The 16,149-nt window shown below is 36.1% G+C and carries 14 protein-coding genes, 1 tRNA gene and 1 pseudogene; 7 read left to right on the plus strand and 9 right to left on the minus strand.

Features of this window, described 5'->3' with window-relative positions; translation table 11 throughout:
• Positions 1-53: 53 nt before the first annotated feature.
• Entirely contained in the window at positions 54-395 is a 342-nt protein-coding gene (locus B1NLA3E_RS16345) for a YolD-like family protein (protein ID WP_041580613.1), read from the minus strand.
• Between the two features lie 151 nt (positions 396-546).
• Positions 547-789, minus strand: a complete 243-nt coding sequence (locus B1NLA3E_RS16350; protein WP_041580614.1) for a hypothetical protein — start codon at positions 787-789, stop codon at positions 547-549.
• Between the two features lie 371 nt (positions 790-1,160).
• Between B1NLA3E_RS16350 and B1NLA3E_RS16355 the strand changes: the two genes are divergently transcribed.
• Positions 1,161-1,649 carry a toll/interleukin-1 receptor domain-containing protein gene (locus tag B1NLA3E_RS16355; protein ID WP_015594948.1) on the plus strand — a complete coding sequence of 163 codons (489 nt, stop codon included), beginning with the start codon at positions 1,161-1,163 and terminating at the stop codon, positions 1,647-1,649.
• Between the two features lie 303 nt (positions 1,650-1,952).
• Here the strand turns inward: B1NLA3E_RS16355 and B1NLA3E_RS16360 are convergent, their stop codons facing one another.
• The 3 genes from B1NLA3E_RS16360 to B1NLA3E_RS16370 form a co-directional block, all read right to left on the minus strand.
• The gene (locus tag B1NLA3E_RS16360) at positions 1,953-2,969 is read right to left on the minus strand and encodes a DNA/RNA non-specific endonuclease (protein ID WP_015594949.1); all 1,017 of its coding nucleotides are present in this window, start codon (positions 2,967-2,969) and stop codon (positions 1,953-1,955) included.
• 168 nt (positions 2,970-3,137) lie between these two features.
• Complete coding sequence (locus B1NLA3E_RS16365) at positions 3,138-4,448, minus strand: hypothetical protein (protein WP_015594950.1); 1,311 nt, start codon at positions 4,446-4,448, stop codon at positions 3,138-3,140.
• A gap of 401 nt (positions 4,449-4,849) precedes the next feature.
• Complete coding sequence (locus tag B1NLA3E_RS16370; protein ID WP_015594951.1) at positions 4,850-5,899, minus strand: PIN domain-containing protein; 1,050 nt, start codon at positions 5,897-5,899, stop codon at positions 4,850-4,852.
• Positions 5,900-6,581: 682 nt separating this feature from the next.
• On the opposite strand from B1NLA3E_RS16370, the gene B1NLA3E_RS16375 reads away from it, so the two are divergent.
• From B1NLA3E_RS16375 to B1NLA3E_RS16385, 3 genes are all read left to right on the plus strand, one after another.
• Positions 6,582-7,148 (plus strand): recombinase family protein, encoded by a 567-nt coding sequence (locus tag B1NLA3E_RS16375; protein ID WP_041580617.1) that lies wholly within the window; start codon positions 6,582-6,584, stop codon positions 7,146-7,148.
• Between the two features lie 375 nt (positions 7,149-7,523).
• Positions 7,524-9,578: a VapE domain-containing protein gene (locus tag B1NLA3E_RS23345; protein ID WP_015594953.1), complete on the plus strand. Its 2,055-nt coding sequence runs from the start codon at positions 7,524-7,526 to the stop codon at positions 9,576-9,578.
• A gap of 363 nt (positions 9,579-9,941) precedes the next feature.
• Entirely contained in the window at positions 9,942-10,292 is a 351-nt protein-coding gene (locus tag B1NLA3E_RS16385; RefSeq protein WP_015594954.1) for a hypothetical protein, read from the plus strand.
• Between the two features lie 375 nt (positions 10,293-10,667).
• Here B1NLA3E_RS16385 and B1NLA3E_RS16390 read toward each other — a convergent pair whose 3' ends face one another.
• Positions 10,668-11,108 (minus strand): ATPase, T2SS/T4P/T4SS family, encoded by a 441-nt coding sequence (locus B1NLA3E_RS16390; RefSeq protein ID WP_041581162.1) that lies wholly within the window; start codon positions 11,106-11,108, stop codon positions 10,668-10,670.
• Positions 11,109-11,261: 153 nt separating this feature from the next.
• On the opposite strand from B1NLA3E_RS16390, the gene B1NLA3E_RS16395 reads away from it, so the two are divergent.
• The 3 genes from B1NLA3E_RS16395 to B1NLA3E_RS16405 all read left to right on the plus strand — a co-directional run bounded on the left by B1NLA3E_RS16395 (position 11,262) and on the right by B1NLA3E_RS16405 (position 12,813).
• Positions 11,262-11,333: transfer RNA gene (locus B1NLA3E_RS16395), tRNA-Gln, on the plus strand.
• Between the two features lie 445 nt (positions 11,334-11,778).
• A complete protein-coding gene (locus B1NLA3E_RS16400; protein WP_015594955.1) occupies positions 11,779-12,480 on the plus strand; it encodes a helix-turn-helix transcriptional regulator in 702 nt (233 codons plus the stop codon).
• Between the two features lie 90 nt (positions 12,481-12,570).
• A complete protein-coding gene (locus tag B1NLA3E_RS16405; protein ID WP_015594956.1) occupies positions 12,571-12,813 on the plus strand; it encodes a DUF2626 domain-containing protein in 243 nt (80 codons plus the stop codon).
• A gap of 42 nt (positions 12,814-12,855) precedes the next feature.
• Here B1NLA3E_RS16405 and B1NLA3E_RS16410 read toward each other — a convergent pair whose 3' ends face one another.
• The 3 genes and pseudogenes from B1NLA3E_RS16410 to tnpB all read right to left on the minus strand — a co-directional run bounded on the left by B1NLA3E_RS16410 (position 12,856) and on the right by tnpB (position 16,106).
• Positions 12,856-13,956: a class I SAM-dependent methyltransferase gene (locus B1NLA3E_RS16410; RefSeq protein WP_015594957.1), complete on the minus strand. Its 1,101-nt coding sequence runs from the start codon at positions 13,954-13,956 to the stop codon at positions 12,856-12,858.
• Positions 13,957-14,108: 152 nt separating this feature from the next.
• Complete coding sequence (locus B1NLA3E_RS16415) at positions 14,109-14,744, minus strand: MBL fold metallo-hydrolase (RefSeq protein WP_015594958.1); 636 nt, start codon at positions 14,742-14,744, stop codon at positions 14,109-14,111.
• 187 nt (positions 14,745-14,931) lie between these two features.
• A pseudogene (tnpB, locus tag B1NLA3E_RS16420) lies at positions 14,932-16,106 on the minus strand (IS200/IS605 family element RNA-guided endonuclease TnpB).
• Between the last annotated feature and the right edge of the window lie 43 nt (positions 16,107-16,149).

The following is a 16,149-nucleotide window of genomic DNA, read 5'->3' on the forward strand; positions in this document are numbered from 1 at the left end:
ACTATTATACAATAAAAGATAAAAAGTTGATCACTATTCGGCTTTTAATGTTACTAATCAACGACTTTTACTCCGACTACATTATCAAACGAAACTCGTTCAAATTCACCCTTCTTCACTTCAATGCTTAGTTCATGCGTAATTGGATCCACATAATGAACTCGACCATAAATATCGTGAGTAAATCCGTCATCCCAAACTTTCAACTTTACTGAATGGTTATATTCCATCGAGTAAAATATTCGCAGATCGAACTCCTCGGTCTCTTGTTCATCAATAATAATTGGCTTCCTTATTCGTTTAGTGTCATGCCAAAAATCTCGCTGACTTTTAACAAGCTCTGGCAGTTGAAAAGCAGCCTGCCATTTAACTATACCTCGGTCACGTATCGCCATAATAATCACCTCTTTATTATTATACACAAACAAACGTTCTACATTAATACAAAAAGAAAAAGACCACTTTATAAGCAATCTTTATCATTTTATTCAACTAAAGCACCCGTTACTTTAAGTACAATATTTCACAAACTTTCACATTAATGTATTAATGAAATACCCCCATAATCACAAGACCAATAAGGATAGCTGCAAGTGATAATATTAGAGCAAATCCCGTTAATTCACCACCTGTACCGAAAAAGGTATCAAGTATTCCTAAAACTAAATAGACCGCTTTTTTTGATGTTTTAGACTCATCTGCCTTAAATTCTTTATAACCATAAACCAATAGCGATATTAAAGAAACAATACCTATTAAAAAGAGAATGATCCCACCAAACATTACCATAAAAAAATTTCCCTTCGTTTCCATTTGTTGTGAAGCTAAAGCACTCCGTTAGCTTAAGTACATTTTTCACAATCTTGCTTTCATAATACCAAATCCTCTGTATTTTATTGGAGAAAAGTGATATAATTTGTCAGAATTATTCACTCGATTAGGGAGGTAGAAACATGGCTAGATGCACGGCCCCAGTAAGGGGACATCAATCAGCAAGCGCACGAGCCAACTGCCCAGCGTGTGGTGGGAGTTATAGTAGCAACTACAGGTCGTACTCAACCCCGTCTTATTCCCCGTCTTATAGAAGTGGAGGCGGCGGAAGCAGTAGCGGAGGGTCCGGCAGCAGTGCAAAGCCACGTTGGTCGGGAGCAGGTTCGTCCGTGGTGTACACGGTTCAAGAAGTTAGGGCACTCACACCAATCCGCAACAGCGTCGAAAAGCTGGCAGAGCGACCTGACCTTGACCTTAGGGACGTCTTCCTCTGCCATGCATGGGACGACCGGAAGGGAGTCGCCAAGGAGCTGCACGATCTGCTTGAGTCAAAAGGTGTCTCCGTCTGGTTCAGCGAGAAAGACGTTGGCCTCGGCGTGCCGTTACTTCGTGCAATAGACAAGGGCTTGGCGAAATCGCGAGTCGGGCTTGTGCTGGTGACCCCTGCGTTGCTAAGTCGCCTCCAAACAGAGGGTATTGCCGACAAAGAACTTTCGGTACTCCTCTCTGGAGAGCGGCTCATCCCGATTGTTCACGGCACAACGTATGAAGCTTTACGCGAAGTCAGTCCTTTGCTCGGTTCGCGAAGTGGTCTGAGTACTGCCGAAGAACCGATAGAAGACGTGGTGACCAAGCTTGCAGAACTTGTCACCATTTAAGCTCTGTTGGTCTACCGAGTTTGCTGTTCAGATGCGGCTACATGGACTGGGTTACTTGGCGAACGCGGGTATACCAAAGAAAAACCCAATGCAATTGCATTGGGTTTTTCTGTCAGGAATGGAATAAAGTTTTCGGCAACCGACAGCTTCGAACTAAACTGCTTCGTTACTTCAATAAGAAAAAAGCATTACCGTTGTTCCAGTAATGCCCCCTTTAGATTAATTACATTTGTTTACAATAACACTTTGTTGTTTTAAATTGAAAAAGGACGCTCCATAATCGCATAGGAATCATAACCCCATTTATTCACCTACTAAGCCATCACCATCTCGATCATCCATATATTTATAAATCCATGAATCTCTCGTAATTGGCATTTTAAAGCCAGCAGCTTTGGCTTCGGCGATCGTAACTTGTCCATTCTGATTGGTATCTACCTTACTAACATCTTCGTTACTATTTTCCGTTTCGTTTGCAGAGACATTGTCTGTTTTCGGTGGCGTACTGCTCGTACCTGTCGTTTTCCCTAAATTTTTGTTCACTTCGTCTGGGTTTACATTGTCAAATTCATCTGTAATGGTCCTGCTCTGAATTTTGTATGTGAATTTATAATGGTTCGGTATTTGTGTCTGAGTATTTGGATATTGAATCACTGCTACGAAATCTGTACAACCTCCTGCATCTCGAATCACTTTTTCCATATAAGCTTGATCGCCGTGCCTATTGAGAATGCTGTCCTGAGGTGTAATGTTATAAGCGTTTGATACTCCCCCAAGCGAGTCAGCAATCACGTGCCCTTTATCCAAGGTTGAACTCTCTGTACCAGGAACATTTGCTTCATCAGAGTAATATCTACCTGATGACAAAACATGATCAGTATTCGGATTTTGAAGTGTTATATTTTTCGCCTCAACACGAATTAGCTGACCGTATTCATTTGTAAAAGCCCAATATTCCCTGTCACCAAAGCCGACATCAACTCGGACATTCGTCTTTCTATAACCTGACATATCTCCGCCATCTACTACAATTAATGTATATTTACTGTAGTCAAAGTCACCATTAACACTTGTTATGGTTGGTGTACTAGTGGCAGGAACGCTTGGACTGACTTCGCTTTCACTAGTCGTTTTTTCAGCTTCATCGTCAGGTGTACTTTTTTTGCTTTCAACAGAGGCTGATATCTTTTTGCTTACTTCTTGATTTTTATTTTTTTTGATTTCCGTATTATTTTGTTGTGAACAACTAGTAAATAAAATAAGTAGTGAAAGGAGTAATAAAATAATCCCCCATGATTTTTGATACCATTTTTGTTGCATATTGCACCTCTTTTTCTTTTCTTATCTGCTTCCACCACTAGTAAGCAACAAATTCATGCCGTTTTCCTCTTAGTGGGAGGTTGTTCCGTTGCATTAATTTACTGCTAACTTTGTAATGTATTTCAATTGTCACATTCATTATTCGTCCCCACGAATTTACTTGTTTGATCATAAAGGACGGATAATTCCAGCTTCTATACCAGAAATCATGCTTCCATTTACTTTTCTTATTACACTTTCGTTTTCTCTTGCTGTATTCCATTTAGAACTAAGATTCCTAGCCATTAATAAATAAAATTTTTCTACATGTGTTTCCAAATTTTTTCTATAATCATTAAAAAACTCATAAGAACTTATATAACTAAAATAGGTTTCAAATAGAAGTGCATCATCAAAATATGTATCAACTATAAAACAATACGTTGAACTAGTAGGGAAAAAATACTTCTTCATCTTTTTGAATAAATCAAATTGCCTTTCATCTAATTGAAACCACTCATTAGGCAAAAGTTTTCTTTTTTCTGGATTGTTTTTATCATACCTGTGTTCAATTGCTAATTTTGAAATATATTTTCCTGAAATCACCACCAAAACATCAGAAATTCGAAGTCCAACATGATTTTTAGAATCTTCATCTAATTTTATTGATGGAAAATTTAATTTCTTGAACGGTTCTAATGGAATCCCTTCATCAAGAATCAACTCTGAGGATTGCAAATTAAAATTATTTACAAGGTCCATTTCTGTAATCCACAAATCAATGTCAAATGACACCTTGTTCCAATCAAATGAGACTTCATTAAAAGGAATGTCTTGAATAAAATGCTTTGCTTTTCTAATAGTTTGAATTATATTCCTATAATCCTGTATTTGGACCTTCATCCTCGGAATATGCTTGTTCTTTTCAACAAAAGCTGCCATATCTTTCTGAATTTCTGTAAGAACTTCTCTATTTCCCTTATTCGAGTTAAAAATAGATTGAATCACACTATCACTAGCTTCAATCTCCAAATATTTTACAAGAGAATATTTTAGAAGCCGTGCCGATTCTATATATCTTTTTTCTTCTAAATTAAGAATCCAACCTGTCAATCTATTGTCTGCAACTAGAGACATTTTATTTATTGAAAATAATAAATTATCAACGTGATTTTCAAGGAGTAGGTCAAATAAGGAATCATAAAAATCTAGTTCACGACCTTTAAGACTAGCGATACCATACTTAAAATTCTTGTCCAAAATGTCTTTTCCTTTTAATTCTCTATCGTCAGGAAATTTTCTGGAAGATATGTATTTTCTCTCTAACATCTTATATTTTTCTTCAATTTCAAGGAGTGTTTCCTCATTTATCTTGATTAAGTCAGCAACATAAACATACATGTTGTCATTTCCTAACTTAATTTTCTTTTCTTCATCATAGGGAGTCGTCATCCTAATTGTTTCTTGAGGTCCTTTTTCATCAATATATAAGTAATCCATTTTTTCGTCCTTTCACTTTATATGAATATAAATAACATTGTGTTTATTATACAAGTTTAAAATAAAAAAGATGGCGTAGAATCCTAATTTACACCATCATTAGCTGAATATCATAATTGAAGTAACGCACCTTATAGCTTAACAACGTATATGAATAGAATATGAAATAAAAAAAGGACTCTCATTGAAAAACGAAAACAATTAAATACTTGCATTGTGTTTATTACTATCCTTTTTAATGACACCGATATATAAGCAACTACTAGCACAAATATCAAAAATCCGTTACTGTTAACTGTTTCATTTCAATATGACGAATCTTCGCTACCTTCAAATAAAGTGAGCCTCAAAGGGACTCTCTATTGGACCCAAGAATTTTTCATGATACTTATCTAAGATACTTATAGAAAGTCTATTTCTTTCTCTACATAGTCAGACATTTTTCCTTCATTAAGAGAATATGTTATATCTCCCTGTAGATATATATTTGTACTGCTACTTTCCGACAGCATCCCGTCTCCAGAATCACCTCTTTCGAAAGATGGGTCTATCGTTTCTATACTAAAACTAACACTTAACTCTACGCCAAATGAGATTAATAATTCATTCTCTTCGATATCAAAAGTAACTTCAAGTATCTCAAAGTCCATCTCATCAATGTAACCGTCGGTACCCCATCCGCTAAAGTATTCTCCTTCAAACTCTGAATTCATTAGGAGATCATTGATTGTATGATCTAAAGAAGAATTCCCATCGAAAAAGGTACTTAACTCGCTTTCCAATAGTTCTTTATCATATTCATAATTATCGATGAAGTAATCATGTAAGTTATCTTCTTCGTGTTCAAGAAATGCACCAACTGAATTGTAAAAAAGCAGCCCGCAAATATCGTCTTCTATATCACTGTGTATTTTATTTTTGCTCTTATCAGCAAAATCTGTAGTATTGTTTGAAATGAACACTACAGTCTCCGGATCTTCATTTTTACAATATTCAACAATACTTTCCCAAATGATTGCATCTTGAAAGGATATTTTACTTTCACCGAAAGGTTTAATTCCGTTAAAGTATTTCTCTGATATTTGAGCAGTAACATGTTCTCCAGTTGGATAACCAACTATTTGTATATTATTATTTTCAATCATCTCATCTAGAAATTGCTTATAATTCTCAACATACTTTTCTGCCCTTAGTTTCTCCATATCAAACAATTCGTCAATTCCTAATTCTTCCATTCTTTTACTTACACTATTTCTAACCTGTCTCACTTCTTTTATTGCTGGTCTGACGTTATCTCTATACTTTTTTATGATTTCATTATAGTTAAATTCAGTAATGCAAAGTTTAACTGGTTCATGATTAGTGAACTTCAGTAATTTTTTAATAGCGCTACTTTTAAAGAAAAAATCAGTATGCACAACATTAGTATCTATAAAGATCAAGTAACTCATTTGCCTCTCCTTTTGTCGTATTTTATTACTAATATTCGACAAAAAAAGGATATATACCTTTTAAAGTTATATTCAAATTAGTAACTTAAGATTGTAATCCTATTTCTATCTTAATCCCTTCTACTGCAAAATAAAAAAGCCAATAGAAAACACTGACTTTGGATATGATTCCTTCTTAAACTCCCAGTTAGTTAAATTAGCTACCGATATGAACTATATAAAATTTTGAAATAAATACGGGAGGAGCTTTTACCAATTTACCTGGGGACGGGAAGGTAATTAGGGAAAAGTACCTTTAAGGGTCCTACCCCCGGGTTCGAAAATCTATAAAAGATGATCAAGATTAGATTTGAAATAAAAATCAAAAAATTTTAAATTTTACTGGTAATAATTTTTACTTCACTTGACCGCTTAGGGCCAACAGCATCTGTGAGGAGTAATTATATAAATAAAGAGAATTTAAGAATAGGATATCACTTGTAAATTAAGTCTACGGGAAGTTTCCTAACTTTTCCTTTAATAAAATAACGGTGTTTTCCCTTTTCTTCCACATTGGGCAGACGAAAACCCTTTCGTAGGAGGTGACAAAACTTAAAGTTATTGACACCTCTTTCAGCGTGTAGTACTATCTGGGGGTTAGAAGGTGCCATATATTAGTGACATAAATAAGGGGAAAATACATATGAAATATGGTTATGCTAGGGTAAGCACATGGTCACAAGATTTAACAGCACAGATTACGGCTTTAACAAAAGAGGGTTGTGATTCTATCTATGATGAAAAATTCACGGGAACGAAAACCGACCGCCCACAATTTAACAAGTTGCTTTCTGTATTAAAAGAAGGAGATACATTAGTTGTTACTAAACTAGATCGCTTTGCTAGGACAACAGCAGACGGAATTAAAACTGTAAAAGAACTATTTGAAAGAGGTGTTAAAGTGCATATCTTAAATATGGGATTAATTGAAAACACTCCCACAGGAAGATTGATACTCAATGTAATGCTTTCTTTTGCGGAATTTGAAAGGGATATGATTGTAGAACGTACCCAGGAGGGCAAAGCGATCGCAAAGCAGCGTGACGATTTTAGAGAAGGTAGACCGCGAAAGCACAGTAAGAAACAAGTTGAACATGCCTTAAAGCTGTTAAAGAACCATACATATAAGGAAGTCGAGCAATTGACAGGAATCACAAAACGTACACTAATAAGGAGAAAGAATGAGCAGACCGCTAAAATGATGGATTAATGAGCCTAGCATTAAGTTAGGCTTTTTTTTATTGTTTTTCTAAATTTCCAAAACCCTCTTCCTTTGATCATTATTGGCAGGAATGGAAACAGTCCTATCTAGTTTTTTTAAACCTCGGTCGCTATAATATGCCACGTAACGAGGCCACTCAATACAAAAAATGTCTTTAAGAAAGGAGAATCACAATATGAAAAATAAATAACTGCACCATGGATTATAAACCTCGTATCAACTTCATTTCTTATCTTTAACTTTCCCCTCCCCTCTACTGAGAAGCCTCGTTATTATTCATTTAATCAATTCTGCTATCGTTACAACCACTCTCAATAATATCAAAAATCAAATTAATACAAATTACAAAGGAGATTTATCAACATGCAAACAACAGCTGAAAAAATTCAGGAATTACTTCCCAATGCAAAAGCATTTAAGCTTATTGGCTATTCATACCGCAATAAGAAAAAAGATTACAAAGACGCAAAAAGGCCAGCCTTCACAGGTTGGAACAACGAAAATTTTAAAGGCTTAGAGCCTTGGCAAGTTGAAAAAGAGCTGAAACAAGGCTATTGGATTGGTGCAAGAATTCCAGATAGCTGCATTGTTGTTGACATTGATGACAACACCCAAGGTCAACTTCTTAAAAATATCCTCGAATCAGAGAACATCCATCATCACAGTATAAAAACTCCAAACGGATATCAGTTTATATTTAAACACTCAGGTGATGACATCAATCAGAAAGTCAAATACGTTACACCACTTGGAATCATTGTTGATTACAGAGTTGCAAATAAAGGCTACATCGTTTTCCCTTCACAGAACACCCCTGAACGTTTCGTTCTCACAACTTCTCTTGAACCCCTAAACGAGCTCCCTTCATGGTTATTCCCTTTATGGAACGGTAATAAGAATAAGGATGCAATTCCAGAGTATCCAATAACTGAAGGTAGCAGAAACGATTTTCTTTTTAGTTGGGCTTGTAGATTAAGACAACTTAACCAAACCGAGAAAGACACCGTCATTGCTGTTGAACTTATCAACCAGTACTTGCTTACAGAGCCAATAGACTATGATGAAGTTGAGAGAACTTTAGAATCAGCATTTAATCGTGAATTTAATAATACCCTCACCAAGAAAAAATCCGCAAATAGTCCGTTTTATGACCTTCCAAGTGACGCATGGGAACACAAAATTGAATTAACCCAATACGGCACAGTAAAGAACTGTGTGGGAAATGTGTTACTTGTGTTGGAGAACGACGAAGCTTTACGAGATAAATTTGGCTTTAACTCTTTCACCAAGCAGGAAGAAGTTATCGGAAACCTTCCATGGGAGCGTAACGATATGTTAAAAGCCATGACGGATTATGATGATGCTTGTCTCCAAAACTATTTATCAATTAAGTATGGAATCGTTGGTGAAAAAATAATCAGAGATGTGATGACCCAGCTAGTACGAAAGAACTCTTTCCACCCTGTCAGAGATTATCTAAACAACCTAGAATGGGATGGAAAGTCAAGACTTGATAACCTACTTGTTTATTACTTTGGCGCTGATAACACTGAATTAACGCACACGATGACACGTCTTGCTTTTGTTGGATCGGTTGCTAGAGTTTTCGAACCAGGCTGTAAGTTTGATCACGTCCTTACGTTTAAGGGCAATCAAGGACTTGGAAAATCATCTTTCCTTCGTTTACTTGCAGTTAATGACGAATGGTTCTTTGATAACTTAGAGACCGTAGAAGGCAAGGATGCCAAAGAACAATTACAAGGAAAATGGATCATTGAACTTGCGGAAATGTCCGCAGTAAGCAAGAAAGAAAGTAACAAGGTTAAACAGTTTATCACTGTGCAGGCTGATGAATACCGAGCTGCCTATGCTAGACGAAAAGAAGTCCATAAACGACAATGTGTATTCTTTGCTTCAACCAATGATGAAAATCCTTTAAAGGATGAAACAGGCGGTCGTCGATGGTGGATTGTTGAAGTCAAAGAGAAATGGCATGAAAAGGCGATACGACCAGATGTTGACCAATTATGGGCAGAAGCTGTTCACGTTTACAAACAAATGGTTGAGTCCAAGATACCGCTTTGCCTTCCACCGCACTTAGAAGAACAGGCGAAAATTGTCCAATCTGACAACACAGACTTTGGTCTGTACCACGGAGAAGTCGAACAAGCTTTGGAAGATGGCTATTATATGGTTAAGGGACTTATTATTGGTGGTAAAGAAAAGATAGACTTTGATCACACCTGCGCCAAACATATGTGGGTTGAAGTCCTCGGAAATCCCATCTTCTCTTTAACTACTTATCAAGCACGACAAATCAACGCAGTTATTAAGAAACACCGCAAATGGAAAAACCTCGGACAAGTCAGATTCCCTTCAGGAAATTATGGAAAAGTTACAACTTTTCAAAGACTTTAAAGGATAGATCACCATCTATCCTCCATCTATCCAAAGAATCTATCCTGACTAAAAAGTCAATAATACCAAGGGTTTAAGCTATTATCTGGATAGATGGATAGATGTTTTTAATAATATACACTTAAAAAATGCTATAAGTGCTATTGTGAAGAGCCTAAAATGTGGGGTTCAGCTTTTGGCATACTAAGTGACTTTATCGGTTTTATCTATCAATCTATCCAAAATCAACCTCAACCCTTGGTACGTATGGTTTTGTGGACGTGGATAGATGTTTTTAAACCTCAGAAAAATTATTGATCTATCCACTATTTAAAAGGTTAATACCCCATAATACCAAATAATTATTAAAGGAGATGCTAAAAGATGGAACAAGCGACAGTTGATTTTAATCGTAAAATTTTCAGAGTAAAGGAATTATCTAGATACCACTTTGATAAAAATAATGTCTATGCTATGGGTGCGAAATTCACCAAGGGTGATTGGGAACTGACAGTAAGTTCAGCCCCAGCGGATAACGATGATATTCCTTATATCTTGTTAAATGATTCAACCTTAACCGAAAGAGTTATTTTAGAAGCTCTGCCCATTTTAATACAAAAAATGGAGCGGACGAAGATGAATTCGATTATTAGTGAAGAGATTCTTTTCTATGACAAAGCTGTTCAAGAGTTAGATGAAATTTATTACAAACTACTGATCATGTCCTTAGGGTAAATATGGAATGGGTTTGATTTCTTTTTTTATCTGATTAGAAAATGCAGGGTGTCAACATTTTCAGTAAAAACCTTATTAGAACGCTATTCTCAATAACTTAAAACTCATTAAATAATAGTATTTTATGCACTAGTTTTCTTGGAATTTTTTCACATCTCACAGTACGCAGGGAAATATCGGTAATTCAACTGAAATACGTATAAAGGTAATCAATTAGAAAAGCTATACAGGTAAATATTATGAGAGCATGGAAACTAAATCCACTTCATAAATCATTAGAGTCATGGTTGGTTTTTTATTATTAAAGACCAACCTTTGACTTCCTACCAAATTTATTGGGAAACCAGTTATTTTTTTGTTGTCCTTAGATTCTTTTCATGTCGGTCCAGTAAAAATGATTAATCCATGAGAATGCTTAAGGAGGGCAATCAGTTTTCTAGTCATAATAGGGAATAAAGAAAGTTGAAAAAAAGGAATTTGTTGTTGCTGTGGAAGTAAGCGAATCACTAAGCTTTCACTATTGCTGGCTGGCAATGTTGATAAGCGGAGGCCAATGACATGTTGATCCACCTCGAGAGAAAACGAACCACTTTGAGGTCGCCTTCGCTCCCCAATGTCCATTGAGGATGTAAACTTAAAGTGGGAAATCAGTCGATCACATTCTTGTTTGGGAAGAGAAAATTTTGGGATCAAATTGTTTCCGATTCGTAGTTGTACTAAGGTGTCATTTTTTCGAGGAAGGAAGTGGATGTCGGTTGCGTTGTTTCGAACTGCGTCGGTAATAACTCTTTCGGCTAATTGCTCGATCGAGCTCACAATATATTTTCACCACCTTTTTATTTGATAAAGGTAGGATTCGCTATTCTTCAATTAATTCCTTCCCGTTTAATAAATATTTTTTGAATAAAATTAAAACATTTTTTCATAATAAGAATAGATTGTTTATAAAATAATAAATAAACAACTCCTTGGGCTATAGCCAAGCGGTAAGGCAACGGACTTTGACTCCGTCATTCGTAGGTTCGATCCCTACTAGCCCAGTATGAAAGCGGAGGCGGCTCGACCAGGGGCGACAAGCATAAGACGAGCCGGGCAGAAGGTTGTTCTTTAACCTTCTGGTCGGATTGGCTTATGACCTCGAGCCCCTAGCCGCCGTAGCTAGACAGATGAAAAGCGGAGGCGGCTCGATCTTGTATCCATTTATTGGCTACAGGTATTAAAAATGGATACCTATTACCTGTTTTGTCATATTTCAACATTCGAAATAGTAACAGTTCTCAATTATAACAGTTATATTAGATAATGGCTGAAAGCACTCCCCGCTTGCATATTTCTTTTATATAACAGTTTGATTCTGTTCAACAATTCGACATTTTGTTGTGAACTTTTTATAAACTTATAGTGTTTACCTTGGAAACTCCATTCCCAACTTCCAATTGCTGTATTATAATGAGATTAAACTATTGTAGTCCTGAGGTGAACTGTAATGGAACAAACATTAAAAATAACAAATGTATTATCTGATCCAACCCGGTATTATATTTATCAATACATTACGAAACGTCATCAAGAAGTAACAGTACAGGAAATTGCTGATGGTTTTAATATCCATCCTAATGTGGCACGACTTCATTTATCAAAGCTTGAAGATGTGAACATGCTTGTTTCTGAAACAAAGAAAACAGGTAAAGGGGGAAGACCAAGCAGACTGTATCGTTTATCAGATGATGTCATTCAACTTAACTTTCCGTATCGAGATTACCAGTTACTATCTAATATCGCTATCCAAACAATGCTTTCTTTAGGTGAAGAAGGAAGAAAAGCACTTTATATTACTGGAAAAAGGTTTGGAATGGAACTAGTTGAACAAGAAATGGCTTCACAGCACCAAAATAGCGTAGATTTATCTTTCGACCAGAAACTAAACATTATGAGAAGTGCTGCGACAATGGCCGGCTTTTACCCTGACTTTGAAGCAAATGAAGATCAAACTAAAATTTATTTTGAAATCTTCAATTGTCCTTTTAAAGAGGTTGCTGTTGATCACACTGAATCCGTTTGTGGGATGCATTATGAATTCCTAAAAGGAATGTTCGAATCCCTCTTTAATTCTGTTGAGCTTATTGAAAAGGAAAATATGATTACTGGATGTCACTCCTGCAATTACCAAGCGTTAGTTACAGTATAACTATGAAATAATTATTTAAATATTTACATTTTAATGAAATTTCATATATAATATTGTACGATGGACAAAAGGGCAAAAGGAGGGATACCGATGGATCGTATGTACAGAGTCTTAGGATTTTGGACAGGTATTTTCGCTGTAATGTTTTATTTAGGCGATATGTATACTGCGTCCTTAATTTTCTTCGGTCAAACTGGATTTTTCGTCTTATTGAGTTACTTGAAATTGTCCGAACGTATGTATATGTATGTATTCGGTGCTTATTTAACGGTTTTCTTTGCCGGGTTTACATACTGGACAACCTTTATGTTGATACCGGGAGCAACAAATTAAGTTTTAGCCATAAAAAAGGCGATGGGATATCCATCGTCTTTTTTATATCCATTTTTTCATTAAAATTTGTGAGGCTTGGTCCTGTAAGCCCTTATGTTGAAGAACTGCCTGAAAAGACGGGCTTAAACCTGAAGGCATGATCAAGCTACGAATCGCTCGATTTTGCTTACTTTTCTCCGAAAATGGATTTGAATCATAATGATTTTGAAGTTCATTTAATATCCCAATTGAAAGAAAAAATTCATCCTGTCTTAATTTATCAATGAATGAAAGACCAGAATTTTCCCCCATCTCAATCAATGCATCAAAGTGGACATGACTAGTAATATCCATGTCACCAAAATGCTGAAGGATATCGTTTATTAGTTGATGCCTATAATAGCCTCTTAAGCTTCCATTCCGATGAATGGGGTCCATCCACTCTTTATTGGTGTAACCATAATCTACTGTCAGGATAATCCCCTTCGTGAGGATATTTGAAATCGAGCCAATTAGATTTGTCATTGCCAATGGAACTTCAATTCTTTGCGATTCTTGAAGGACAAGATTTTGGGTGGATAGAAATTCTATAATTTTTTCGTTTTCAAGTTGGACAGGAATCTCTACAAGTTGATCATTTTGGACAGTCACCATCATTTCAAATAGCTCGTTATCCAACCTTTGAACGACATGTACCGGAAGAGCATCAAACAATTCATTTGAAAAAATAAGACCCTCAAACGAGTTTACTTCGTCCAAGTTTTTAACCTGTTTAACATTCTCGTTCATCACTATTTTTTCTTGTTGCAACCTCCGATGGTAGGGACTTGTTTCTACCATCGTGTATGATAGTTTGAGTGTGGCACACTTGTCCCACTCTTCGATAAACGCTTGAGCAAACCTGCCGGTTCCAGCCCCAATTTCACATACATTGGTAGGTAAACTAAATTTTAATGCCAGCTGGCTGTACCACTTAGCAACCATTCTTCCATAAATATCAGAGACATTGCTGGTTGTAAAAAAATCACCTTCCCTACCAATTTTTATTCCATCCTTCATGTAATAACCAAATTCCCGGTGATATAGGACCGTGTCAATAAAATCGGCATACGTAATAAAACCTCGAGGTGAATCAAATATTTGTTTTTTTATTAAAAATTCCATAATAACTCCTATTACTTTAATTTACACTATTGACATAGTGTTAACTTTACAATAAGATTAAGGTAGCTTAACTTAATCCCCTCCCATTATGAAAAGAACATCCCCCAGAAAAACCCTTCTCCTGTGAGAAGGGTTTTTCACTTTTCCATAGTCTATTCAAATCCATGAAGGAATGGATTTGAATCCATTTCGTTGCCAACAGTCGTTATCGGTCCATGTCCAGATAAAACCTTAGTTTCTTCTGGCAAAGTAAGAATTTTTTCATGTATGCTACGCAATAGTGTTTCGAGATTTCCTCCTGGTAAATCGGTACGACCGATACTTCCATTAAATAAAGCATCTCCAGACAAAACAATTTCTGTATCTTCGAAATAAAAAGATACACTGCCAGGAGAATGGCCTGGTGTTTCAAATATTTTAAAGGAAAAATCGCCAATTTTTCGGGTTTCCTCGTTAACGAGAAAATAATCTGCTGGCCTGATTCGAACCAAATGGTCATTCATAAAAATTTGAGATCCATTTAGGGATGGGTCAAGCAACCATTTAGCCTCTTTTTCATGAATATAAACAGGGATTTTGTAATAATCTCGGATTGTATCAACTGCCCCAATATGATCAAAATGAGCGTGCGTTAACAATATTGCCTGAGGTTTTGTGTTAAGCTCATCAATTAACCCAATCAATTTATCCCCTTCTTCACCCGGATCAATGACCAAACATGTTTCTTCTTTTATTAAAAGATAACAATTGGTTTGTAATGGCCCTAGCGGTATCTTTCTCCACTCCATCTTTGCACCTCCATTTTCACAATCTTACATGCTTATTCTACATCAGATCTGAAAAAGAGTAAAAGAAGGCTTACCAATATAGATCAGGTCTTAACAATAAGTTATTGAACTACCCCTCCTTAACACCCGTACGGGTTGTTTGAAGAAGGGGATTCCTAAGAACACCAGTGTATCCACCAGTTATTGATTAGGCGATCCCCGCAGTCCCTGCGGTTAGAAGTCTTAGGGCTTCGTTTTTAAGATTGATTCCTGCGTTAATATCTCGATTATGATGGGTATGACATTGAGGACATTCCCATTCACGTAATCCGAGATTTTTAACGTCTTTGTTTTTGTAGCCACAACCAGAACAAAGCTGGCTACTAGCGAAGTTTTTTGAAACGGTTACCACTTGTCTGCTGCTCCATTTAGCTTTATATTCGATCATACATTTGAATTGTGACCAAGATACTTCGCTGATTGCTTTAGCAAGATGGTGGTTCTTTAACATGTTCGATACGGACAAGTCCTCCATCCCAATAATGTCGTGGTTTTTGACAATCTTGGAAGAAATCTTGTCCAAATAATCTTTTCTTGCATTTACAATTTTTTCATGAATACGTGCGACTTTTCTTTTGGCTTTATACCAGTTCGCACCACCTATCTTTCGTCTGCTTGTAACTCTTTGCGCATGGACTAATTTTTCTTCTAATGAACGAAAAAACTTCGGATTAGGGTAAATCGTTCCATCCGAAAGAATAGCGAAATCTTTCAGTCCTACATCAATACCAATTGCTGAATTAGTTTTAGGCAATTCTTTTACTCCCGATTCAGTGGCTAAAGAAACATAATATTTACCAGAGGGGTTTCTTCTGATCGTGGCACTTATAATACGACCTTCGACTTCACGACTTTTTGCAAAACGGACGTACCCTAGTTTGGGGAGTTTGATGTGGTTGTCTATGATAGCTATATTTCCGTTTGTATACTTTGTTGTATAGATTGCACTGGATTCTTTTTTGACTTAAAGCGAGGTTGTTTATTTTGCTTTTTGTAGTAGCGATCATAGGAATCAGCTAAATTTTCTACTGATTTTTGCAAAGCAATACTATCGACTTCTTTCAAAAATGAGTACTGTTTCTTCAGTTCAGGTAGCGATTTAACAGTTTCAAATTTGTTTAAGAATTTGCCTTTCCAGTTATTCGCTGGGAGCTGACCGTTTTGTCTCATTTCCTCGACGATATACCAGTAAGCATCTTTTTCTTTTTGTTTACCAAGAAAGAAATTGAAAACAAATCTTGAACAGCCAATGGTTTTGTTAATCTGTTCAATTTGTTTTTTATTTGGGTAGATGCGGAACTTGTAAGCCTTGTTTACTAGCATATATTTCGCCTCACCTTACAGGAACATTTGTTCTTATTATAAC

Origin of the sequence: Bacillus sp. 1NLA3E, from assembly GCF_000242895.2 — a bacterium.
GTDB lineage: Bacteria > Bacillota > Bacilli > Bacillales > Cytobacillaceae > Bacillus_BU.